The following is a 21,490-nucleotide window of genomic DNA, read 5'->3' on the forward strand; positions in this document are numbered from 1 at the left end:
TGTAGTTATGAGTTCTTCTTTAAATCGCTCTTTAGAGACTACCACCCAGCCTAATAGCTATATAGATAAGACTTGGACTACTTGCTATCTAGGTTTGGGTAGTAACTTGGCTAATGAGCTTGGTTCACCAGTTGAACACTTACAGCAAGCTTTTGCCAGTTTGCGTCAGCATGAAAAGGTTCGAGACCTGCGGGCGTCGTCATTCTATGCGTCAGCACCGATGGGCCCGCAAGACCAGCCCGACTTTATCAATGCTGTGATTGGTTTTGAGACTACCTTATCAGCATTTGAGCTATTGGCCCTTTGCCAACACCTTGAGAACAATGCTCAACGTGCGCGTCTGCGTCATTGGGGCGAACGCAGTCTTGATGTGGATATTTTGTTATATGGGCAGACGCAAATAATTGAGCCGCAGTTAACAATACCGCATGCTGGTTTGACTGAACGTAATTTTGTGCTGATACCACTGCGAGAATTAGCGCCAAAGATTATGATTGCCCAACTACCGATTAGCAGTTACCCGCAAAGTAACGATTGGACAGGGCTAAAATTAATTGATGCCAGCTATTAAGATAGTATTGGCAACCGCTAGCTAGTATTGATATGGCGTAAGTAAGTTATTGAATAGTAAAATTGAGGGTCATATGACAACGTTATCGACTTTGAATAAATTCAAGAAAAGTGGTACTAAATTTACCTGTCTTACCTGCTACGACGCGATGTTTGCGCGCACCATGGATAAGGCAGAGATAGATACTATTTTAATCGGTGACAGTTTAGGCATGGTGGTACAAGGCCATGACTCGACTTTACCAGTGACGGTTGCTGATATGGCCTATCATACGGCTAATGTTGCACGTAGTAATGAGCACGCGCTGATTTTGGCTGACCTGCCATTTATGAGTTATGTAACTTTGCCAGAAGCTATTGCCAATAGTCGCCAATTGATGCAAGCCGGTGCACACGTCATCAAGCTTGAAGGTGGTCGTGAGTTATGTGAGCTGGTTAAGACGTTAGCGCAAGCAGGGACGCCAACCTGTGTACATTTGGGGTTAACCCCGCAATCGGTCAACGTATTTGGCGGTTACAAAGTTCAAGGCCGCAGTGATGAGAGTGCTGATAAGTTATTTATCGATGCGCAAGCAGTAGTGGCAGCAGGTGCAGCGTTGTTGGTGTTAGAATGCGTCCCCGCTGATCTAGCAAAAGCAGTGACTGAAGCGCTTGATGTGCCAGTGATAGGCATTGGTGCCGGCGCCGATACTGATGGTCAAGTACTTGTAATGCATGACATGCTTGGTATGGTTCATGGACGTGTGCCCCGTTTTGTTCATGATTTTTTGAGCGATGAGCGTAATACTGCTCACAGTATCGAAGGTGCATTTGCACTCTATCAGCAGTCAGTACGCGAATGCAGTTTTCCAACTGCGCAGCATCAATTTAGCTAGACTAAATACAGTTCTAGTTACTCATAAAATACAGTGGTCAGATTATTAAATAATAAGTTAAGTTAAGTTAGCTTATTCTAAAAGGTGAAAACTCTGCAATGCCCACTATTCATCACCATATTGCCTATTTGCGAGAGGCTTTAAAACCATATCGCAGTCAGCAGTGCATTGCTTTAGTACCGACGATGGGCAATTTGCACGACGGGCATTTAGAGCTGGTCAGACTGGCCAGACAGCATGCCGATATTGTGGTGGTTACCATCTTTGTCAATCCAACTCAGTTTGGAGTAGGCGAGGATTTTGATAGCTATCCACGTACGTTGGATGCTGATGTTGCTAAGCTTGCGACTGTTGGCACCGATTATGTTTTTGCGCCAACCAGCGATGAGATGTATTCTGTATTGCCACCACCTACTTCGATACATGCTGGCGCTATTACTGATCAGCTATGCGGACAGACGCGTCCAACTCATTTTGATGGTGTCGGTATCGTAGTATCAAAATTATTTAATATCGTCCAGCCTGATACAGCTATTTTTGGTCAAAAAGATTACCAGCAATTGGCTATTATTAAGCAATTAGTACGCGATTTAAGTTACCCGATTGAGATTATTTCTGCGCCTATCGTTCGCGCTATTGATGGTCTTGCCTTATCTTCACGCAATCAATATCTAAGTTCAGCAGAGCGCAATATAGCGCCATTATTGCAGCAAGAGTTGCAGCGTCTGGCAAAGCAACTAAAAAATAGTGAGCATTTGGGTCTAGATATTGAAATTTTAATAAAACAATCCAGAAAACGTATCATTTCTGCAGGTTTTAATATCGACTATTTAGAAATAAAAACGGCTCAATTAGAGCCAATAACAGCTGGTTTGGCCAAGAATACAAACAATGCGCCGCAAGATCTAATTGTTATTGTCGCAGCATGGCTCGGACGGGCGCGTTTATTAGACAATCTGTTAGTAACCGTTCATTCATAAAAAGATAAGTTTTTCTATTTATAAGTAGCCAGCAATTACTACAGGCTAATTAGCCATTTGATATTAAAATTAAATTAGAGTGATGGGTCATGAACATAGAAAAGAACAAGCAAGAGCACTCGCCAGCTCTTACAAAAAAAGAGGATAGCATCAGTATTTTGGTGATATCAGGGCGTTCGGGATCAGGAAAGACTTCAGTATTAAATATTTTAGAGGACTTGGGCTATTATTCTATTGATAACTTGCCCTTGTCACTAGTGCCTGAAGCGGCACATAAATTAGTGAATGAAAGTGGTATACGCCGTATAGCACTGGGCGTAGATATACGTTCACCGCGTGCAGATCTGTCTAACTTTGCCACGATTTTTAACACCTTAAAACAGGTTTATGGTGAGCAGACGGTGAAGGTCATCTATGTGACGGCACAAGAGAATACACTGGTAGCGCGATTTAATGCCACCCGTCGCGTACATCCACTAATGGCGCAAGATGCTGAAGATTCATTACATCCTACCTATAATTTGCCTGCTGCTATCACTAAGGAAGTGGCGCTATTAGAGCCCATTGCCAGTTGTGCCGATATCAAAATTGATACCAGTAAACTTAATATTCACCAGTTAAAAGAACGGTTGCGCGACCATATTGGTGTTGAAAATAAGATTATTATTAATCTTTTGTCCTTTGGCTTTAAATATGGCAGCCCCATTGACGCAGACTTTGTGTTTGATGTGAGAATACTGCCTAATCCGCATTGGAATCCTGCTTTGCGTAGTGCAACTGGGCTTGATACGGAGGTTGGTGAGTTCTTCGATGATTATCCAGAAGTCGCCGAGATGACAGACGATATCGCCAAATTTTTGCAGCGCTGGCTACCGAATTTTTTGCATAATAACCGCCATACTGTGACTGTCGCTATTGGCTGCACAGGTGGCAAACATCGCTCGGTATTTATTACAGAACAACTGCAACGTGTGCTTGCAGATAGCTTACCGTCAGCAATAACCGTGGTTACCAAACATCGCGAAAAACGTCGCTGGTGAATAGCGGCTAATAGGTGTACAACCAGAAGTAAGGTTAAAAAATCGCGGTAGCTGATACCACCGAAACACCATTAAAATTTGTTTATTGTATTAGAGGGCTTATCATGATTGACTGGTCAGAACAAGACATGCGCGTCTCGCGCACTGAACTTAAAAAAGCCCATGAGCGCTTGCAAACGTTGTCGATACCGCTTGCCAACTTATCTAAAAAGCAGCTAAAAAAACTGCCTGCTAGCGAGTATTTTATGGCAGAGTTGATGGCATTGGCTGAGATTACCAGTGCCAATGCCCGCATTCGTCAAACCAAACGGGTCGGTAAACTAATCAGTGAAGAAAACCGTCACGAGCTAGTACAAGCCTTGTTTGAGGCGTACTTTCCCAATGAGCAAATCGCTAAAATTGAAAGCTGGGCTGGGCGTTTAAATATTAATGATGAAGGTACGCTAAAGCAGTTCGTTAAGCAGTACAAAGCATCGGAACGTAATAGCCTTTATCAGTTGTTGTTGTGGATTGAATACGCCAAGCACATGCAAGATGACGAGCTGATGGCAGAGTCTCAGCAAGATTTGGTCAGCTATATTCGTGAAGTGACTATTCTGACTGAGTTAGAAAAATAGGGATTAAATACGTCAAATAAATCCAAAAAAGCCAATCTTTTATAGATTGGCTTTTTTAATGACTTTTTAACGCCTAGTTATTTATAGACGGTTACTTTTTCTCAGCACGGGCTTTATCGACTAAGTAATCAACAACTTTGGTCACTTGAGGCCCTTCGCCTGTCACTACATATTTACCTTGTACGACAACCGCGGGTACGCCTGAGAGCTGATAACGCTTAGCGCCAGCTTGCGAGCGTCCAACTTTAGTACCGACAGCAAAGGAGTTATAAAGACTGTTGAATTTCTTTTGGTCAACCCCTTTTGAGGCGTACCATTTGCTTAATGACGCTTGATCAAACAGTTGTTTGCCGTCTTTATGTACCGCTTCAAATAACGCATCATGGGTTTTGTTTTCATAGCCTAAAAGCTGCGCGGCATAAAATCCGCGAGCACTGGCTTCCCAAACAGGGTTTAGCGCAGCTGGAGTCTTAAAAAAGGCGACGTCTTTCGCTTTGGTTTTTGCCCATTTTTCCATATGCGGATTGAGAGTGTAGCAATGCGGGCAACCATACCAGAAGAATTCGCGGACAATAACAGCGTTACCGCTGATAGTTTCTGGATTGTCGAGCACACGGTAGTCTTTTCCAGCGACATAATCGGCAGCTTGTGCGCCCATGTTGGCAAGTCCAATGGCGAATGCCAGACCCGTCAATGCGATAACACGTTTCATAGTTTTTCCTTGAGGAGTGAATACTTGAGGTTTATATAGGTATTGTAGGTGTAAAGGTATGCACGATAATGACTGATCAAGCATTAAGCGCAGTTGATCTGCATTTTGTCTATAATAACGTAAAATGACGGCACTTGTGAACTGCATTCTTAACCAATGGTTGTAAAGCTGTGAGCTATTATTTAAAGGGCCTTGCTGGTCTTCGCTAATATCAAGCATTACTGCTAACGTAGCTTGTGGTTAATTGATCGCTGTTATATGCATGTATAGGTTATTCAACCACCCAACAACATTATATATAATGCCTTATTATGATGAGTCACGATGTGCTCACGACAAAACAGCTGCTCCCATGCTAACATTAAGGTATGTGCGCGCCCACTCTATAATATAATGGCAATCATGATGCCAATAAAGGAAAACACTATGAGCTCAGCTATCCCTTCTTCTCATTGTACCGAAAATCTAGAAGATAGTAATAGACATACCGCTACCAACGTCGATCCAAGTGAGGTTGATAAATTCAATAAATTGGCACATGAATGGTGGGATAAGACCGGCGCGTTTGCAACTTTGCACCACATCAATCCATTGCGCCTTAACTGGATAGAGCAAAACGTCAAGCAAGGTTACGAAGGCGGAGATGCTGATAAAACAGCAGAGATGGGACTTACGGGTAAAAAAATCCTTGATGTCGGCTGCGGTGGCGGTATTTTATCTGAATCGATGGCTCGTCGCGGTGCAGATGTGACTGGCATTGACTTAGGTACTGAAAACCTAAAGGCGGCGACTGTTCATGCGGAACAAAGTGGCCTTACAAAAACTTTGCGCTATCAACATATTCCAGTCGAAACCTTAGCAAAAACTCATGCCGGACAGTTTGATGTGGTGACCTGTATGGAGATGCTGGAGCATGTACCGGATCCCAGTGCCATTGTAAACGCTTGTTTTGAGCTGCTCGCACCGGGCGGTGTTTGCGTACTATCCACCATTAACCGCAGTCCCAAATCGTATCTGTTTGCCATTATTGGTGCCGAATATGTACTACGTTTGCTTGACCGCGGTACGCATGATTATGCAAAATTTATCACGCCCGCTGAGCTTGATAAAATGGCCATCAATGCAGGGTTTAGTCGCCAAGATATCATTGGGCTCCATTACAATCCACTGACCAAACGCTACTGGCTGGCGCAAAATGTCGATGTCAACTATATGCTAGCCGTGCAAAAGCCTTTAGTATAAGTACCCATTGTCAGTACCATTATATTTAATACTGTGTGATTTATTATTACCCGAGCATTTATCATGACTAAATTTGTAAAAGCTGTGTTGTTTGACCTTGATGGCACGTTAATCGATACCGCTGCTGATTTTGTACGGATTATCAGCAAAATGAGCAGTGAGAATAATTGGCAACCTCCTGCCGAGTCCGATATTCGTGAGCAAGTGTCTGCAGGTGCATCAGCGATGGTGCAACTGATGCTGCGTCACAATGGGCAAATGGACGTCAGTGAAGCGGAGTTGCTGACATTTCGCCAACAGTTTTTGGATGATTATGAGGCCGATATCTGTGTTGATAGCTGTGTGTTTCCTGAGCTTGAAGAAGTATTGACCACCCTTGAAGAAAAAGGGGTGTCTTGGGGTATTGTCACTAATAAGCCGCGCTATTTAGCCGAGCAACTGCTGAAGGTGATGAGCTTAGACGAGCGCTGTGCAGTGTTGGTCTGCCCTGAAGATGTGTCACGTAAGAAACCCGATCCTGAACCCATGTATTTTGCGTTAGAAAAATTGGGCATACCGAGCGGCGCAGCAGGCAGTGTGTTGTATGTGGGCGACCATGTGCGTGATATTGAGGCGGGTAATAGCGCAGGCATGCCCACTATTTTGGCCGCTTACGGTTACATTCCTCCTGAAGATCAAAAAAACCTTAAAAAATGGGGAGCAGATTATATTATTGACACGCCAATGCAGTTAAATCAATTATTATTGTCGTCTGGTAAATTTGAATATTTATAAACGAGCAATACCGCTAAGCAAACAAAGCTTATGAGCCCCAAAAATTGATAAATAATATTGCCTGAAGTGGACTTTATTAAACGATAGGTCTTAAATGATCTTCTATTAAATGATAAGTAGTGAGTAATACATGAGTGACCACGCTAATAACAACATTAAGCCAGATAATAATCAATCGTTAACCCATAAAAATATACGTGACTTTATCGCAACAGAGAATTGCTTAGAGGGCAAGACTATCTTGGTGACGGGCGCAGGGAGTGGTATCGGCCGCGTTGCTGCCCTGACGTATGCTCGTTATGGGGCGACCGTATTGCTATTAGGTCGTACTAGCAGCAAGCTTGAGTCTGTCTATGATGAGATTGAGAGCGCTGGCGGCAAGCAGCCAGCCGTACTACCAATGGATCTTGAAAAAGCCACTTATGCTGAGATGCAACAGCTAGAAGGCCTCATTAATAAAGAAGTCGGGCAATTAGATGGTATCTTGCACAATGCCAGCTTATTAGGTGAGCTCACGCCCCTTGAAATGTACGATGTTGATATTTTTGCTAAAGTCATGCACGTCAACTGTAACGCTACTTTTATGCTAACCCAAGCGCTATTGCCGCTACTCAAAGATGCCGCGCACGGCTCTATTGTCTTTACTTCCAGCACAGTCGGCACCCATCCTCGCGCATTTTGGGGCGCTTATGCCATCTCCAAACAAGCCGTTGAAGGCATGAGTGACATCTTTACTCAAGAGACTCGTAATACGACTACGCTGCGTTTTAACTGTATCAATCCAGGTGGCACGCGTACCAATATGCGCGCCCATGCATTTCCAGGTGAGAACCCAATGACCCTTAAAACGCCAGAGGATATTATGGCAGGCTATGTGTGCTTAATGAGTGATGCCAGCATTGATGTACGCGGGCAAGTGGTCGCGCTACAACCCAAAGACTAGGTAGAATGCTAATTTAGCTTGAAGAGTTTAATGTAAACAGTCTGTTTCTAGTGATTTTTATGCAGGCTTATATATTGAAATCGAACTTATTTAACCCCATCTATCTGTTATTAAAGAAATTTATTTTACTAAAAAGTAATTATCAATAATAAGTAATTTGTAAATTACAAAGGATAAGGTTATGGCAGGTGGATGGTCAAGAGATGGTGCTGAGCATGAGCAAATGGACGCAACGGTTAATGATGCGTTAGAGCGAGTACGCAGTTCACTACCAAAAGGTGACAGTGCTGAGTTTTGTGATGAATGCGGTGAGACAATACCGGAGGCGCGGCGGGTAGCTGTACCTGGCGTCCAGCATTGCATTCGTTGTCAGACTGAGCTTGAGCAAGAAACCAAAGCGGCAGAGTTGTTTAATCGGCGTGGTAGTAAAGACAGTCAATTGCGCTAGTGAGTAAATGTAGAAAACAAATATAAAAGCCAACGTTGTTATTCAACGTTGGCTTTTTTATTTTGATGATTATATACGCTTTATTTTTTAGCCTGTTTTAAAGAATTAAAGCCATTAGCTCGCTATCCCATGTTGCCCAGTTTGCTCGCTGCTCGTCTTTATCCTTTGTCATTTTTTTAATATTGATATCTCTATTTTCTTTATCCAGTAAGATAATTTCTAAGCGGCTATCAAGTTGTGCGCTAGTGGCATTAATAGTTGGGCTATCAGGAGTAAAATTAATCTGTAGCCAACCATCCGTAGTATGCACGACCCCTTTTATGCGCTGCCAATGTGGTAATTTTAGTAACCATTGCTGCAGACGTTTCGCGTCGAATATCCAATGTGCAGGTAGCCGCCAGCCGCCTAATAGCACTTCTTGCTGAAACATGCCTTGCTGCGTGTCATGATAGCGATAGGGCAGTTGGTCATTTATCATAACGTTGCTGCTTAATATCCTTATATTGCTAGATAATAATTGTTTTGGTGGCTGTAAGCGGATACGAGATTTATTGCTATTTTCTGCCCGCTGCTGATAAATAGTTTGACTAAGGTTATTAAGCTGTGCGGTTAGCTTATCTATTGATGGCGGTGTTGATTCAGTATTGGTGATTATTGGTGAGTCCACCCAAATAATCTTAGCTTGTGGATTGAGAGTAGCAACCCATTGTTGCAAATCTTGCTGACAGTTTTCACTGAATTGCTCGTAGCGATTAATGACCACCACATCAGCTGCACGAACATGGGCTTGAAAACCTTCATGAGTACGATATTTCTCGTTTTGCCATTGTACGCCGCTAAGGACGGTAATGACCGCTTGCATACTTAAAGCCGTTTGCCAATGCGGGGCGCTAAGTTGACGTATCAGCTCTCGCGGGTGGGCCAATCCTGTCGGCTCAATGATGAGGCGCTCAGGACGATGATCAGCTAGTAAACGGGTGAGCGCAATTTGTAGAGGCAGTTGACTGGTACAACAAATACAGCCACCGCTGACTTCGCTAATAGCGATTTGGCTTTTGTCACCGCATCTATTTTGTGCGCTTGCTAGTAGCGCGCCATCAATACCAATGCGCCCAAACTCATTAATCAATAATGCCCAGCGCGCGCCTTCTGTCTTAGCTGTAAGCAATTGATTAATAATAGTGGTCTTACCAGAACCCAAAAACCCTGTCACTAAAGTACAGGGTATGTCTTGAAGTATAGAAGATATTGTCATAAGAGTAGAGAATCTTAAGAGTTAATGCAATAAATTAAAAACTATGAAAGTAAAGTAAAAGGGTGACATTAAAAATTATTCAGTCGTCACTGGTGCTGTTTCTGCATCCTCCGCATCGGGAACGAATACGTAGCCCACGCCCCAAACCGTTTGGATATAACGTGCTTGTGATGGATTGTCTTCGATCAGGCGACGCAAGCGTGAGACTTGGACGTCAATTGAGCGCTCCATAGCACCCCATTCGCGGCCACGAGCCAGATTCATGAGCTTATCACGGGTTAAGGGTTCGCGCGGATGTTGCACGAGCGCTTTGAGCACCGAGAATTCACCAGTCGTTAAGGTCACCACACTGCCATCACGTTTCAGCGTACGGGTAGATAAATCAAGCGTCCAAGGACCAAATTCAACCACTTCTAGCTGATAGCTTGGGGCACCGGGCAGCTCGCGATTTTGGCGACGCAGTACGGCTTTAATACGGGCAAGGAGCTCTTTTGGGTTAAAGGGCTTAGGCAGATAATCGTCCGCACCGGCCTCTAAACCAGCAATACGGTCGGCATCTCCGCCTTTAGCGGTCAGCATAATAATAGGAATATCGCTATCAGCCTCGCGCAGACGCTTACAGATACTAATACCATCTTCACCCGGCAGCATCAGATCGAGTACTACTAAAGAGAATAACTCACGCTGCATCAATTTATCCATCTGACTGGCATCATGAGCAGTACGTACCACAAAACCATCATCTTCTAGGAAGCGTTGGAGTAAAGAGCGCAGGCGCGCGTCATCATCCACTACCAAAATGCGCTGAGTCATAGTATCAGAGCTTTTATTATCAGTCATGCAGATATCCTTAAATGAACATTATTATTGTCGACGAGTATTATTAATTATGGCTAGTGGTAAATATAGCATTATTACCAGAGTCTATAGACAAGTCACAACTTTTGTACAACGGCTTTTTTGGTTATCAAATTTGTAGTACTGCTGCTTTAGTGTATAAGATTGTACCGATGATTGCATCACCTCTGGACATAAATGCTGTATGCGTTTGTTTAACAAGGCGTCATGGGTATCGATATAGCAGGATTTGGATGATAAAATGCAATATAAACAACGAAAAGATAAAAAGGATTTTTATTCATGCAGCTTTTGCTATAATGCGAAGCTACATTTCTCAACGATAGATACGGATATGAGTAGCACTGATACCCAAACGTCTTCTCAAGCCCCAACAAAAGCACAGGGCTTGGACGCAACGACACACGCGAATATTCACGACAAACTTGCTCGCGCGCTTGGCATTAAGTCTGCTCAAGTAAACGCATTTGTCAAACTTTACGATGACGGCGCAACGGTGCCCTTTATTGCCCGTTACCGTAAAGAAAAAACCCAAGACCTCGACGATGCGCAACTGCGCGCGCTTGAGAAGTCGCTTAACTATGAACGCGATATGGCCACTCGCCGACTCAAGATCGTAGAATTGCTCAGTACGCAGGGTAATCTAACCGATGAATTGCAAGTGCGCATCGATAACGCGACCTCTAAGCTTGAGCTAGAAGATATATATCTTCCATACCGTCCGCGCCGCCGCTCGCCAGCTGCTAAAGCACGTGCAGCTGGCCTTGATACTGCCGCTCAAGCAGTTTTGACTCAAGAGATTACCCCAACGGATGCACTAGCAGACTACCAAGCTCCAACTAGTATCTCTGATGAGAGCGGTAATGAGATTGAAGTCGATTTCAGCGATATCGAAAAGCAACTGGCTGGCATGCAAGCCATTATTGTTGATGACTGGACGCAAGCTTTAGATTTACTGGATAACTTGCGGAGTGGCTTTGCTAAAACGGCAAGTATTGTTTCTGCTGTCGCAAGCGATGAAAAGCGTGAAGTGGGCGAGAAGTTTAAAGACTATTTTGAACATAGCGAAAGCTTAGCGCGCCTGCCGAATCATCGTCTATTAGCCATGCTGCGCGGTCGCCAAGAAAACGTTTTAGGCTTAAAAATTGAAGGCGAAGATGCGCCTTTTATTGACAAAATCGTCAAGCACTTTGAGATTGATAGCAAAGCACCCGATGCCCGTCAAAGCTTTTTGACAGAGGCCGCAACCAGTCTGTGGAAAGAAAAATGGCGTCCACATATCGAACACCGCTTGTTGACTGAAAAACGTCTGACCGCAGAAGCCGATGCCATTGAGGTGTTTGCTAATAACTTACAACACTTACTAATGTCAGCGCCTGCGGGTCGCAAAGTTATTTTGGGTGTCGATCCTGGTATTCGTCATGGCGTCAAAATGGCCATTATTGATGCGCAAGGTCATGTGATGTTAGATGATGCTGACAAACCTGTTATCGCAACCGTTTATCCTTTCGCGCCTGATAATAAAATGTCTGAAGCCAAAGTCGTGATTGATAAATTGCTTAGCACTTATAATGTTGATTTGGTCGCGATTGGTAATGGTACGGCAAGCCGCGAAACTGATGCGATGATTAAAGAAATCTTAGCCGCCAACGACACTTTGCAAGCAAAAGCCGTTATTGTTAATGAATCTGGCGCATCTGTGTATTCAGCCAGTGAACTTGCTAGCGATGAGCTTGCCAATATGGACGTCTCCGTTCGCGGCGCAGTCTCTATTGCCCGTCGTCTCCAAGATCCCTTATCAGAGCTGGTTAAAGTCGACCCAAAGGCCATTGGTGTGGGTCAATATCAGCATGATGTGAACCAAACGCAATTGGCTGATAGCCTTGATAAAGTTACTCAAGACAGCGTAAACGCAGTTGGCGTTGATGTGAATACGGCCAGTCCTGCTATCTTAGCGCATATTGCTGGCCTGAATCGCAACGTGGCTCAGCAAATTGTCACTTACCGTAAAGAACATGGTGCCTTTGCGAGCCGTGAAGCGCTAAAAGATGTGCCGCGTCTAGGTGCTAAAACTTTTGAGCAAGCGGCAGGGTTTCTACGGATTCATGATGGTAGCAATCCACTTGATGCGACCGGCGTGCATCCAGAAAGCTATGCATTGGTCGATAGCTTATTGACACAAACGGGTAAAGCGTTGGCTGACATAATCGGTAACGATGGCGTGCTGAATAGCATTGATACGACTGCTTTGGCCGCTAATGATGACAATATCAGTGTGAAAGCCATTATCGATGAGCTGGCAAAACCCGCCCGTGATCCCCGTCCTGAGTTTAAAACCGCAAAATTCCGTGATGATGTTAACAGTATTAAAGATTTGACGGAAGGCATGACCTTAGAGGGTGTGGTTACTAACGTCACCGCCTTTGGTTGCTTCGTTGATGTGGGCGTTCATCAAGATGGCTTGGTACATATCTCGCAGATGGCCAATGACTTCGTCGCAGACCCTATGAACCGCGTCAAACCGGGCGATATTATCTCGGTTCGAGTCATCGCTATCGATGAGCCGCGCGGTCGTATTGGCTTTAGTATGAAGCCAGAAGTGGCAAAACCTACGCGCAACGCTCATCAATCTGCGGCGGCAAGTCATGGTAGCAGTGACAGTAATGCGGGCGGCGATGATAAAGTCAGCCGTCCACGTAGCAGTCGCCCTGATACTAATAAACGCCCGTCAGCACCGCGTGGCAAACGCCCTGATAGAAATGACAACAGAAGTGACAATAGAAGTGAGAAAGGGTCAGGCGCGCAGGCGAATACTCGTAGTACGACGCCAAAGCCTGCTAAGTCAGAAGCACCTATTAAAATCGGCACGCTTGGGGCATTATTAAAAGAAGCAGGCGTGGCTAAGTCTAAAAAATAGAGGTTCATGTTGTTATCTCAACCTCTAAACCGTAATAAATAATATAAAAAAGGCAGCCATCGGGCTGCCTTTTTTTATTAATGAATTTACATCACTTAAGTTTTTTGATGTAATAGTTGTTTATTCAGTAATTACATAGTCACCGGTATTTGAATCAACAAGACGTTTTTGCAGTTTGTTGCTGGGCACGCGAATAACAGGGAAAGTTTGGTCGATTTCGGTATTATCAACGATGTCTTCATCTGCTTCTTGACCAACGATGATGCCACGATTGATACCCGTCTCTACGGCGATAGCGGTACCAGTAGCAGTATTAATCCGTTTAACTTGGTCTTCAGGCGCGATAATCACTTCTTTAACCCGGTATTGTGCAGGACGGACAATGCGTTTGGTTTCTACTATAACAGGTTCTACACGACGTTCTTCAGCGATAGCAATTTGTGCATCTGGAGCTTCTACTTCCTCAATGGTGTCAACGTCACTATTTACTGGCGTTGGGAACTTATCACCAAAATGGTTATCACACTGCTGCATACTTAGGCGGATAGGAGTGCCGCTCTTGTCCATGTAGACGTTGACCGGCATGTCAGCTGCGATAGGGACGTATTTACCAACCAGCGCACCTGAAACCCCGTAACGACCATTTGATTGACCAACCCCTAAATCACAAGCACCCGCGGTATACTGAGACGTGCTTAGATTATTGCTGCTTACCACATTCTGTGGAATCATTACTTCAGACAAGCGCATTTTTTTGACTGATGCTTCACCAGCACGGCGCATTGGCTTCTGGTAAGTATAAGGGGTATAGAACTTAGCAGAGCCGTCTTTAACCGCAGCAGCACATTCATCATAACTGCCATAACCAACGTTACCATGACCATCCGTTTTCATGCCGGCATTTGCAGAGCTTGCAAACATAGCTAAACCAGACGTTAGAATCGCTGTCGTCAAGATATTCAATTTCATAATACGTTCCTCCTAATAATAGATAAATCTTAATAAAACTTACTTAATTTAACGGTTCATTTTTTTATAATAAACCTTCTCTACACGTTTACACGTATCTAAATTTACGACTAAAAATAACAATGAAAAATACGCTTTAAACAGTAACGATTACCACATTAAATCGTCTGGAATCACATAGGCTGCATAAGGGTCGTCATCCGCTAGCTCAACCTCTGATTTATCGTTAGATACCACCATAAAGCCTTCCAATTTCGCATCGATACGATCTGCTAAAGGGCGTGGTAGTAGAGCATAGTTTAATGTCTGGTTTTCTTCTAATCGCGCAATAACCACGTGACCCGCCACTATTTGCTCATATAGTTTTTGGGTAATATTAATCTTTTTCACTTTAGAGTGATCAACAAACTGATAGCTGATATCGCCCTCTATATCGGTGATTTGATGCTGCTTTATCATTTGAAGAATATTAGCAGCTAGCATTTTCTGTTCTAAAACTTGTTGTTTCTCTTGATTAAGCTTTTGATCCTTTTCTAGCTTTTTTGCTTGGGCTTCTGCCAAAGCTTTTTTAGCTTCGATATTTTCGGAATCACCGGTACGCTTGGCGTGCTGAGACTGTTTGCTTAACTGCTTGGCTTTTTTGCTATCAACCAGTCCCGCTTTTAATAGTTGAGCCTGTAGGGCATTTTTGGCCATAATCCAATCACCTAAATATTAAAACTGAAAATTATAAAAATACATGGTAGCAAGTTTCGCTCGTTTAATGACGTGTTTTGTCCTGTTCTTTATTGCTTAGTTGGGTGTCTACAATAACTGTATTCGTAGATAACGGCTGTGATAAAAAGAGCGCTTTTTACTAAGCGTAATTATAACTTGCTTAATCTTACGCCAGTGACTTCAATATCGCTGTGACATTGCGCTAGGGGTTTGTAGCGTAATGTATTGAAAAATGGGAAAACAGCAACATTGTTTACTAAAAAAATACGTTAGTATTATTTATAAATATTCAATGTGGAGCAGCAATTATTAATTGCAGATAATAAAAAACCGCATCCTATTAATAAGATGCGGTTGACGATGCTTTGGTAATAATAGATTTTAATAGTAAAGGGATCAAATACTTAAAAGCTTGAATAGTTAAAACTCTTACTATTGAGTGCCTTAACTACTATTAATTCGAGCTGTTGTCTTTGATAACCTCAAAGCAAATACCAGCATGAGTTTCAAGACGCGTTAATAGTTTATCGCCCATAGCAGATGCCGGTGTCCAAAAACCCCCTTTGATATCGTCTTTAGCAATATCTTGCGCCAAACACAGTGCCGATTGTGCCAACATACTTGAGGTGCTGCCATAACCAGGATCTTTATCCCCCGTGACTTTGGTAGTGATCGTTTCATTTTCAGAAGTTTTACCAAAGAAGCGAATATCAAAAAAGCCATTGTCTTGCTCAGATTTAGATGGGCCGTCCCCTGATTTGGTTAACACGTGTTTTGATAGAAACTCACGGCTCGGCTTAAAGGTCATGGCAGTGGCGAAACCTAATAGTCCGATACTCAGACCGTAGCTCATCAACTGGCCTTTAACACCATCTTTCATCCACATCGCCTCGTCATATTTAAAGTCGCGACCATATTCATAATCGAGCAGCTGATTGCTACGGTGGACGATGCGGGTATTGATGATGGCCATCACAAACGGTGCCAGCCAGCGCTCATGTTTGGTATCATATTCTGGCTTACTGACGTTATCTTGACGGACATTAGGAACATTGATGTCATCATTAAGTAGGTAAGGGTTCGCCAACTGGCGACGACGTTCTTTATCTTGAGCTACGTCTTCAAAGATAGTGGCCATTGACGCGATAGTACCGCCAGACAGTCCGCCCTTGGCTGCTTTTACGCGCATGTTAATGACTTCACAGGCCTTATTAAATTGCGCTTCTGCTTGCTGCTGAGTGAAATAAACGCCTAAGTCCGAGGGGATAGAGTCGAAGCCACACGAGTTGATAATACGCGCACCGCTTTTTTGCGCCGCATCTTGGTATTTATCTAGCATATCTTTGATGAATATGGCTTCACCAGTGAGATCTACATAGTCCGTACCATTTTCTGCACAGGATTTAATCAGTGGCTCACCATATTTAAGATAAGGACCTACCGTTGAGATAATAACTTTAGTCTGTTTAGTCATAGCATCAAGGCTAGCAGCATCATCGCTATTGGCGATAAGGATATCGACACTGGTATTCGTGTCATTGTCTTTTTGCGCTGCGTTAATCTCAGCTTGTAGTTTCTTTAACTTGTCTTCGTCACGACCAGCAATTGCCCATGTAATGTTTTTATGAGAAGCATTGTTTTGAGGTTTATCGTTCGTAGAGTCGGAGTTGTCTTGACTCTTTGAATCTGATAAAAACTGCGCCAGATAATGCGCGGTAATTTGTCCAACAAAGCTGGTGGCCCCGTATAAAACTATTGCATGTCGCTCGGAATTGTTGGTTAATTCTTCCATCTTTGTCGTATCATCTTTGTTCTTATGGTGCGCATCGGTATTATTAGCGTTGGTATGGTTGGTCATGAGTGTTGTCCTTTATAGTGAGACTGCTAGTTTTTACACAAATTTTATACTTATAGAAAGCGTGGTTAAATATTTATTTTATTTATATCAGATTTTCAATTAGTAGTAATTTAAGCTAAGTAATAAGACGTTATCTGAGCATATACAAAGCTAAAGACCAAGTAAAGAACACTGAACATACCGAATTTGCTACAAATAACGTAAGAACACTACATAGGTTACACAACATATCGCGATGATTACTAAAATGAACGTATATTGCGTTTAAAGGTTGCTATTCTAGCCGTACAAGCAATAAGTACTACCAATAAACAAAAAACTATTTACAACAACAAGTATTTATATCATTTTTCTGAGGAGAATCATTATGTTCCGTTGGGCTATCATTTTTGCCGTTATCGCACTTATCGCAAGCTTACTAGGTTTTGGTGGAGTAGCTGGTCTATCTTCTAACTTAGCCTATATATTCTTAGTTGTCGCTGTTATCTTATTTATTGTGGCTTTTGTTGGTCGCAAGATGTAAGGACAGCAATTTTAATCTAATTATTACTATAGAAAATGTCCTCAATTGAGGACATTTTTTTGTTTAGAGTTGAGACAGATTAATAAATATTTTCCGTTCAAATAGCTATAAGCGTTTAGGCTGAATAATATGCTCCATCCGTTTGGCCAAACGAATATCATGACTGGTAAGACCGCCCGTATCGCCAGTCGTCAGGCGAACTTCCACTACGTTGTACATATTGCGCCATTCAGGATGATGATCAAGCGCTTCGGCATAAAAGGCCGCTTGGTTCATAAAACTCATGGCCTCGATAAAATCGCTAAAATGATAGGTTTTGACGATACTATCACCTTCTCTCTCCCAGCCAGCCAGCTCTTCTAGCTGCAAATCAACTTGTTGGTAAGATAAACTACTCATAGGAATATCCTTTATTATTGTATGAAATCTACTTAAGATTGAGGAAGAGGTTATTTAAGATTCAGGAAAGTGGCATCCAAAATTTATAACATTATTGCCGTTTATTATTACTGGGTTATTAATGCTTAGGACTTACTCGTTGTTACCTATTTTTCTATAGGTCAAAAAACCCACCTATATCGACCATCTTGCCATATATTTGTTGGTAAATATATGAATAAAGATAGGAGGATAATAGGCAGGCGGAGGGACTTAAATTTTTAGCAACAATCAATTATATGGCACTTATTGAATAATGATTGTTATTTTCATACTCTATTCGTCTTTAGAGTATTTTAGCTATAGCAAATCTTGATAGTCAGGATGCTTATTAATATACGAGGAGACAAACGAACATTGTGGCACTACCTTTTTATTATGCTCACGCGCGTAATCAAGGGCATGCTTAACCAAGTCTGAACCGACACCGCGGCCGCCTAGCGCTTGTGGAACGATAGTATGGTCGTAAACTAACGCCCCATCCTGTTCTTGGTAGCTAATATAGCCAGTTTGTCCATCAATGGTGGTTTCAAAGCGATGGGCTGCTTCATTATGGGTAATGTTTGGTTTTTCTTGTGAATTTGCTGTGCTCATAAGAGAACTCCTTTTTTATTATAAATTTTTTGCATGTATTAATACCAAATTATTAAGGCCAATCATTTAAACAGATGATGTGGTTAACCTTAAATGGTATTACTCCAATATAAGCGTATGCCAGTGAAGTTACCAGTGTTTGATGGTAAGAATAGATACGCTAAGTGTTACGGTGACTTTTTATTTAGCGCTCCAAGCGTAAAATAAAGCTTGGCGCACCACTTGTGGGACATACTTTTTCAAGCCACGAACCGCTGTCCTACTTTTTTGCTCTTTTTTACTACGGCTCGCGGTATCATATGCGTCATCAGCAGCAGTCGTTGCTCTTGATTGTTGATATGCACGTTGTTCATCAGGGGTAGGCTGGCTAAAGAAGTAAATACGTTTAAGTACTTCGCGAAACTGCTTGCCAAAGCGTCCCGTATTATAGTCTAAGCCATATTGTTGACATAGAGCCTGCACTTGGGGTGCAACGCTGGCATAACGGTGGGCGGGCATGTCAGGAAAGATATGGTGTTCAATCTGATGTGATAAGTTACCCGTTAAAATATGAAAGGTCTTACTACCTTCTATATTGCTTGAGCCTAGAATCTGCCTGACGTACCAATCGCCTCTACTTTCATTATCATCAAGATGAGTATAAATGTGTGCTTGTTCAGTCAAATGACCACAGAATATAACTGCCCATGTCCATAAGTTGCGAGCGATATTGGCAGTGATATTACCGCTTAGAGTAGTCAAGGCGCTACGACTGCCCAATGCTAATCCGGCAATAGCTGGCAATACAATATAGTCTTTACCTACTTGCCGTGCAATTTTGGCAAACAAATCGCGGGATTTCTGTTGCAGCATAGTATGCATCTCAGGGGAATCTGCATATTCATCAACGCTGATTTGGATATCATGGAATGCGACTGCCCACTCAAAGCCAAGCGCTAAAATCATCGTTTTGAGAGGGTTATAGCGGTCGCTTGGTGTCCAAGACTGCTCATCGGTGACCCGAATTAAATGATAGCCGACATCATGATCGCGGTTTACGATATTGGTAAAGGTATGATGTAAATAATTATGGGAATGCTGCCATAAGGGTGCGGGGCAGACAATATCCCAGTCGAATTTTTGGCTATTAAGATGAGGATGCTGCATCCAGTCATATTGCCCGTGCATGACGTTATGCCCCAGCTCCATATTGTTTAATATTTTGCTAAAACTAAGCACGCCAGTACCCAGCAACCAAACACTTAGTTGGCTGCGTTTTGATGACAAGCGTCCCGCTGCGGCTAGCAAACCTCGCGCCACTAATTCGCTATAGACCACGGTGGCATAAACACGCTTAATATAGCGGGCATCGTTTCCGTCTAATGAGTCCATCACACTTTTGTATATCGCGTCCAGCTCTTGTGCTAATGCTTCGGTCTGCTCTTTTGGAAGTGGCGCACCGGTCAAGGTTGGATATGACTTTTGGACTGGTAGCGGTTTACGGTTAACAGGGGTTAGTATGGGTACAGCAGACTGTGCGGTCAGTATAGGGGGTAATGCGCGCATATATAATCCTTAACCGAAACGGCTTAGTAAAGTGCTAGGTTCGGTTTAATCAATCGAATGAGTGTTAATACATAGTACGAGTCAATTTTGATCTGTCTTTTCATATTACAGGCTGTTGTAAGCGAATGTCTTGTACTTCAAGTTCATTAAATATCTAAAACCACATCGGTCATTGGCACATTAATACAGGTTTGAATGGATTCATACCCATCGCCACTTATCCTACCGGTTTGACTGTTTTTGACTATACCGCTGACTTTATTACAGCGGCACATCTGGCAAATTCCTTGTCGGCAACCATAAGGTAGGCGCAAGCTTGCTTGCTCAGCGCCTAACAGTAAAGTACTGCTAGTCATAAATTGCCGTTGGCGCGACCGTAAATAAATAGTTTGTGGGTCAGTATCTTCTAATTTATCTTTACCCTCTTTATTCATCTCAGGTAAAGCTGATCCAAAGCGTTCTATAACAATGTTGTCGCGTAATGAATGGCTGTCAGTTGATAAAGAACCATTTAATAAAGAATCGTCTAATAAAGAACAGCTAGGCTGTACTATCTCAGCAGCAACACGATAGAGTTCAGTTAAAAATGTCTGTGAACCGCAAGCAAATATCTGGGTATCCGCGAGTGGTAAATCTAGTGCCAATAAGCTTTGCGTGCTTAAATGCCGTGTATTTGCTAAATAAGTGTTTGGGTCGTCAGTATTAATGAGATAGTAGTTAAAAGCAGGGTATTTTTTGGCTAAATCATCCCAATAGGTCATTAGAATTGGCATACGGTTATAATGCAATAAAGTGACAGCGCGCTCTGCCTGTAGCGCCTGCTTTATCAGACCTAGCATGGGAGTAATACCACTGCCACTCGCTATGAATAAGAGTGGCGGCTGTTTGGTAGATAAAGCGAGTAAACTTGCTTGTGCCAAGGTAAAGTCGCCACTTGGAATACCACTATCAAATATAGTTCCAATTGGGGCCTGTTCGGCTAAATAATGAGAGACCACTCCCTGCGGTTTGATAGCAATCGTAATAGTTTGGCGTTGCTGTTTCTTTAGATGGTGTTCATTGACCTCATTATTCCACCATAGCGGTTGCTGCGGTAAGCCCACTAACGAATAACTGCGCTGATGATAAATACCATCAATAGGAACACTGATATCAATATGCTGACCGCCATTCCAACCCTGTACATCAAATACTTGCTGTTTAAAGGCGCGATTGGTCTCAAACTGTAGCGCTACTAGCTCTTCACTTAACATAACTCGTGCAAGGAGGCGCAGTTTTGGCACATTCAATGACCAAAATGGTGTTAGACGTGAGCCAATAAAATGGACAAATGCGCTTTGAATCAGTTGAGGACGATAACCACGGGGCATAGACAAAACACCTTGTTATAAAAACTTAATTTAAATTTTTACGCTTAGAAAGATTTATCTTAGGCAAAAAATGCTTTGGGCAACTAGTTTTACAACCTAAGGCTATTAATAAGTTATCCTAATATATTAACGCGTATTGATTAACTTTGCGAAAGGTTTGCTGCAATTTTTTGTGCCGGTCAGTTCATTCAAGTTTATCAGCATGGCTTATAGTGAATTAGATAAGGGCTTTATTTATTGCTTTC

Annotated in this window: 21 protein-coding genes; 11 read left to right on the forward strand and 10 right to left on the reverse strand. The window is 42.8% G+C overall.

Features of this window, described 5'->3' with window-relative positions; genetic code table 11:
* The first annotated feature begins 7 nt into the window (after nt 1-7).
* The 5 genes from folK (at nt 8) to yjgA (ending at nt 4,082) form a co-directional block, all read left to right on the forward strand.
* Nucleotides 8-571 (forward strand): 2-amino-4-hydroxy-6-hydroxymethyldihydropteridine diphosphokinase, encoded by a 564-nt coding sequence (gene folK / locus ES754_RS07595; protein ID WP_147223591.1) that lies wholly within the window; start codon nt 8-10, stop codon nt 569-571.
* A 73-nt stretch (nt 572-644) separates the two neighbouring features.
* Nucleotides 645-1,445, forward strand: a complete 801-nt coding sequence (gene panB / locus ES754_RS07600; protein ID WP_147223592.1) for a 3-methyl-2-oxobutanoate hydroxymethyltransferase — start codon at nt 645-647, stop codon at nt 1,443-1,445.
* A gap of 98 nt (nt 1,446-1,543) precedes the next feature.
* Nucleotides 1,544-2,425, forward strand: a complete 882-nt coding sequence (panC, locus tag ES754_RS07605; protein ID WP_147223593.1) for a pantoate--beta-alanine ligase — start codon at nt 1,544-1,546, stop codon at nt 2,423-2,425.
* Between the two features lie 89 nt (nt 2,426-2,514).
* On the forward strand, nt 2,515-3,465 hold the full coding sequence (rapZ, locus tag ES754_RS07610; RefSeq protein WP_147223594.1) for an RNase adapter RapZ: 951 nt from the start codon (nt 2,515-2,517) through the stop codon (nt 3,463-3,465).
* A gap of 104 nt (nt 3,466-3,569) precedes the next feature.
* On the forward strand, nt 3,570-4,082 hold the full coding sequence (gene yjgA, locus ES754_RS07615; RefSeq protein ID WP_147223595.1) for a ribosome biogenesis factor YjgA: 513 nt from the start codon (nt 3,570-3,572) through the stop codon (nt 4,080-4,082).
* A 91-nt stretch (nt 4,083-4,173) separates the two neighbouring features.
* Here the strand turns inward: yjgA and ES754_RS07620 are convergent, their stop codons facing one another.
* Nucleotides 4,174-4,794, reverse strand: coding sequence for a thiol:disulfide interchange protein DsbA/DsbL (locus ES754_RS07620; RefSeq protein ID WP_147223596.1), 621 nt, complete (start codon nt 4,792-4,794; stop codon nt 4,174-4,176).
* Nucleotides 4,795-5,220: 426 nt separating this feature from the next.
* Between ES754_RS07620 and ubiG the strand changes: the two genes are divergently transcribed.
* From ubiG to ES754_RS07640, 4 genes are all read left to right on the forward strand, one after another.
* Nucleotides 5,221-6,036, forward strand: coding sequence for a bifunctional 2-polyprenyl-6-hydroxyphenol methylase/3-demethylubiquinol 3-O-methyltransferase UbiG (gene ubiG / locus ES754_RS07625; RefSeq protein ID WP_147223597.1), 816 nt, complete (start codon nt 5,221-5,223; stop codon nt 6,034-6,036).
* Nucleotides 6,037-6,099: 63 nt separating this feature from the next.
* On the forward strand, nt 6,100-6,810 hold the full coding sequence (locus tag ES754_RS07630; protein WP_147223598.1) for an HAD family hydrolase: 711 nt from the start codon (nt 6,100-6,102) through the stop codon (nt 6,808-6,810).
* Nucleotides 6,811-6,940: 130 nt separating this feature from the next.
* A complete protein-coding gene (locus tag ES754_RS07635; RefSeq protein ID WP_147223599.1) occupies nt 6,941-7,753 on the forward strand; it encodes a YciK family oxidoreductase in 813 nt (270 codons plus the stop codon).
* Nucleotides 7,754-7,934: 181 nt separating this feature from the next.
* Entirely contained in the window at nt 7,935-8,201 is a 267-nt protein-coding gene (locus tag ES754_RS07640; protein ID WP_147223600.1) for a DksA/TraR family C4-type zinc finger protein, read from the forward strand.
* A 97-nt stretch (nt 8,202-8,298) separates the two neighbouring features.
* Here the strand turns inward: ES754_RS07640 and ES754_RS07645 are convergent, their stop codons facing one another.
* Both ES754_RS07645 and ompR read right to left on the reverse strand, forming a co-directional pair.
* Complete coding sequence (locus ES754_RS07645; RefSeq protein ID WP_147223601.1) at nt 8,299-9,456, reverse strand: CobW family GTP-binding protein; 1,158 nt, start codon at nt 9,454-9,456, stop codon at nt 8,299-8,301.
* A 75-nt stretch (nt 9,457-9,531) separates the two neighbouring features.
* Entirely contained in the window at nt 9,532-10,296 is a 765-nt protein-coding gene (gene ompR / locus ES754_RS07650) for an osmolarity response regulator transcription factor OmpR (RefSeq protein WP_227677876.1), read from the reverse strand.
* Between the two features lie 352 nt (nt 10,297-10,648).
* On the opposite strand from ompR, the gene ES754_RS07655 reads away from it, so the two are divergent.
* Nucleotides 10,649-13,231: a Tex family protein gene (locus ES754_RS07655; RefSeq protein ID WP_147223602.1), complete on the forward strand. Its 2,583-nt coding sequence runs from the start codon at nt 10,649-10,651 to the stop codon at nt 13,229-13,231.
* Between the two features lie 120 nt (nt 13,232-13,351).
* On the opposite strand, the gene ES754_RS07660 is transcribed toward ES754_RS07655, so the two are convergent.
* The 3 genes from ES754_RS07660 to ES754_RS07670 all read right to left on the reverse strand — a co-directional run bounded on the left by ES754_RS07660 (nt 13,352) and on the right by ES754_RS07670 (nt 16,775).
* Nucleotides 13,352-14,200, reverse strand: coding sequence for a hypothetical protein (locus ES754_RS07660; RefSeq protein ID WP_147223603.1), 849 nt, complete (start codon nt 14,198-14,200; stop codon nt 13,352-13,354).
* Nucleotides 14,201-14,350: 150 nt separating this feature from the next.
* A complete protein-coding gene (locus tag ES754_RS07665; protein WP_147223604.1) occupies nt 14,351-14,896 on the reverse strand; it encodes a DUF2058 domain-containing protein in 546 nt (181 codons plus the stop codon).
* Nucleotides 14,897-15,371: 475 nt separating this feature from the next.
* Complete coding sequence (locus tag ES754_RS07670; RefSeq protein ID WP_228267770.1) at nt 15,372-16,775, reverse strand: saccharopine dehydrogenase family protein; 1,404 nt, start codon at nt 16,773-16,775, stop codon at nt 15,372-15,374.
* Nucleotides 16,776-17,142: 367 nt separating this feature from the next.
* On the opposite strand from ES754_RS07670, the gene ES754_RS07675 reads away from it, so the two are divergent.
* Entirely contained in the window at nt 17,143-17,298 is a 156-nt protein-coding gene (locus ES754_RS07675) for a DUF1328 domain-containing protein (protein WP_025646712.1), read from the forward strand.
* Between the two features lie 105 nt (nt 17,299-17,403).
* On the opposite strand, the gene ES754_RS07680 is transcribed toward ES754_RS07675, so the two are convergent.
* The 4 genes from ES754_RS07680 to ES754_RS07695 form a co-directional block, all read right to left on the reverse strand.
* The gene (locus ES754_RS07680; RefSeq protein WP_147223605.1) at nt 17,404-17,697 is read right to left on the reverse strand and encodes a 4a-hydroxytetrahydrobiopterin dehydratase; all 294 of its coding nucleotides are present in this window, start codon (nt 17,695-17,697) and stop codon (nt 17,404-17,406) included.
* A 339-nt stretch (nt 17,698-18,036) separates the two neighbouring features.
* A complete protein-coding gene (locus tag ES754_RS07685) occupies nt 18,037-18,330 on the reverse strand; it encodes a GNAT family N-acetyltransferase (RefSeq protein ID WP_147223606.1) in 294 nt (97 codons plus the stop codon).
* A gap of 180 nt (nt 18,331-18,510) precedes the next feature.
* Nucleotides 18,511-19,875 carry a fatty acid desaturase family protein gene (locus tag ES754_RS07690; RefSeq protein ID WP_147223607.1) on the reverse strand — a complete coding sequence of 455 codons (1,365 nt, stop codon included), beginning with the start codon at nt 19,873-19,875 and terminating at the stop codon, nt 18,511-18,513.
* Nucleotides 19,876-20,021: 146 nt separating this feature from the next.
* Nucleotides 20,022-21,245 carry a flavin reductase family protein gene (locus ES754_RS07695; protein WP_147223608.1) on the reverse strand — a complete coding sequence of 408 codons (1,224 nt, stop codon included), beginning with the start codon at nt 21,243-21,245 and terminating at the stop codon, nt 20,022-20,024.
* Nucleotides 21,246-21,490 lie beyond the last annotated feature (245 nt).

This window comes from Psychrobacter frigidicola, from assembly GCF_007997305.1.
Classification (GTDB): domain Bacteria; phylum Pseudomonadota; class Gammaproteobacteria; order Pseudomonadales; family Moraxellaceae; genus Psychrobacter; species Psychrobacter frigidicola.

Bases quoted from the DNA above. Each gene is read 5' to 3' on its own strand.
- folK (WP_147223591.1), top strand. From the start codon at position 8: ATGAGTTCTTCTTTAAATCGCTCTTTAGAGACTACCACCCAGCCTAAT.
- panB (WP_147223592.1), top strand. From the start codon at position 645: ATGACAACGTTATCGACTTTGAATAAATTCAAGAAAAGTGGTACTAAA.
- panC (WP_147223593.1), top strand. From the start codon at position 1,544: ATGCCCACTATTCATCACCATATTGCCTATTTGCGAGAGGCTTTAAAA.
- rapZ (WP_147223594.1), top strand. From the start codon at position 2,515: ATGAACATAGAAAAGAACAAGCAAGAGCACTCGCCAGCTCTTACAAAA.
- yjgA (WP_147223595.1), top strand. From the start codon at position 3,570: ATGATTGACTGGTCAGAACAAGACATGCGCGTCTCGCGCACTGAACTT.
- ES754_RS07620 (WP_147223596.1), bottom strand. From the start codon at position 4,794: ATGAAACGTGTTATCGCATTGACGGGTCTGGCATTCGCCATTGGACTT.
- ubiG (WP_147223597.1), top strand. From the start codon at position 5,221: ATGAGCTCAGCTATCCCTTCTTCTCATTGTACCGAAAATCTAGAAGAT.
- ES754_RS07630 (WP_147223598.1), top strand. From the start codon at position 6,100: ATGACTAAATTTGTAAAAGCTGTGTTGTTTGACCTTGATGGCACGTTA.
- ES754_RS07635 (WP_147223599.1), top strand. From the start codon at position 6,941: ATGAGTGACCACGCTAATAACAACATTAAGCCAGATAATAATCAATCG.
- ES754_RS07640 (WP_147223600.1), top strand. From the start codon at position 7,935: ATGGCAGGTGGATGGTCAAGAGATGGTGCTGAGCATGAGCAAATGGAC.
- ES754_RS07645 (WP_147223601.1), bottom strand. From the start codon at position 9,456: ATGACAATATCTTCTATACTTCAAGACATACCCTGTACTTTAGTGACA.
- ompR (WP_227677876.1), bottom strand. From the start codon at position 10,296: ATGACTGATAATAAAAGCTCTGATACTATGACTCAGCGCATTTTGGTA.
- ES754_RS07655 (WP_147223602.1), top strand. From the start codon at position 10,649: ATGAGTAGCACTGATACCCAAACGTCTTCTCAAGCCCCAACAAAAGCA.
- ES754_RS07660 (WP_147223603.1), bottom strand. From the start codon at position 14,200: ATGAAATTGAATATCTTGACGACAGCGATTCTAACGTCTGGTTTAGCT.
- ES754_RS07665 (WP_147223604.1), bottom strand. From the start codon at position 14,896: ATGGCCAAAAATGCCCTACAGGCTCAACTATTAAAAGCGGGACTGGTT.
- ES754_RS07670 (WP_228267770.1), bottom strand. From the start codon at position 16,775: ATGACCAACCATACCAACGCTAATAATACCGATGCGCACCATAAGAAC.
- ES754_RS07675 (WP_025646712.1), top strand. From the start codon at position 17,143: ATGTTCCGTTGGGCTATCATTTTTGCCGTTATCGCACTTATCGCAAGC.
- ES754_RS07680 (WP_147223605.1), bottom strand. From the start codon at position 17,697: ATGAGTAGTTTATCTTACCAACAAGTTGATTTGCAGCTAGAAGAGCTG.
- ES754_RS07685 (WP_147223606.1), bottom strand. From the start codon at position 18,330: ATGAGCACAGCAAATTCACAAGAAAAACCAAACATTACCCATAATGAA.
- ES754_RS07690 (WP_147223607.1), bottom strand. From the start codon at position 19,875: ATGCGCGCATTACCCCCTATACTGACCGCACAGTCTGCTGTACCCATA.
- ES754_RS07695 (WP_147223608.1), bottom strand. From the start codon at position 21,245: ATGCCCCGTGGTTATCGTCCTCAACTGATTCAAAGCGCATTTGTCCAT.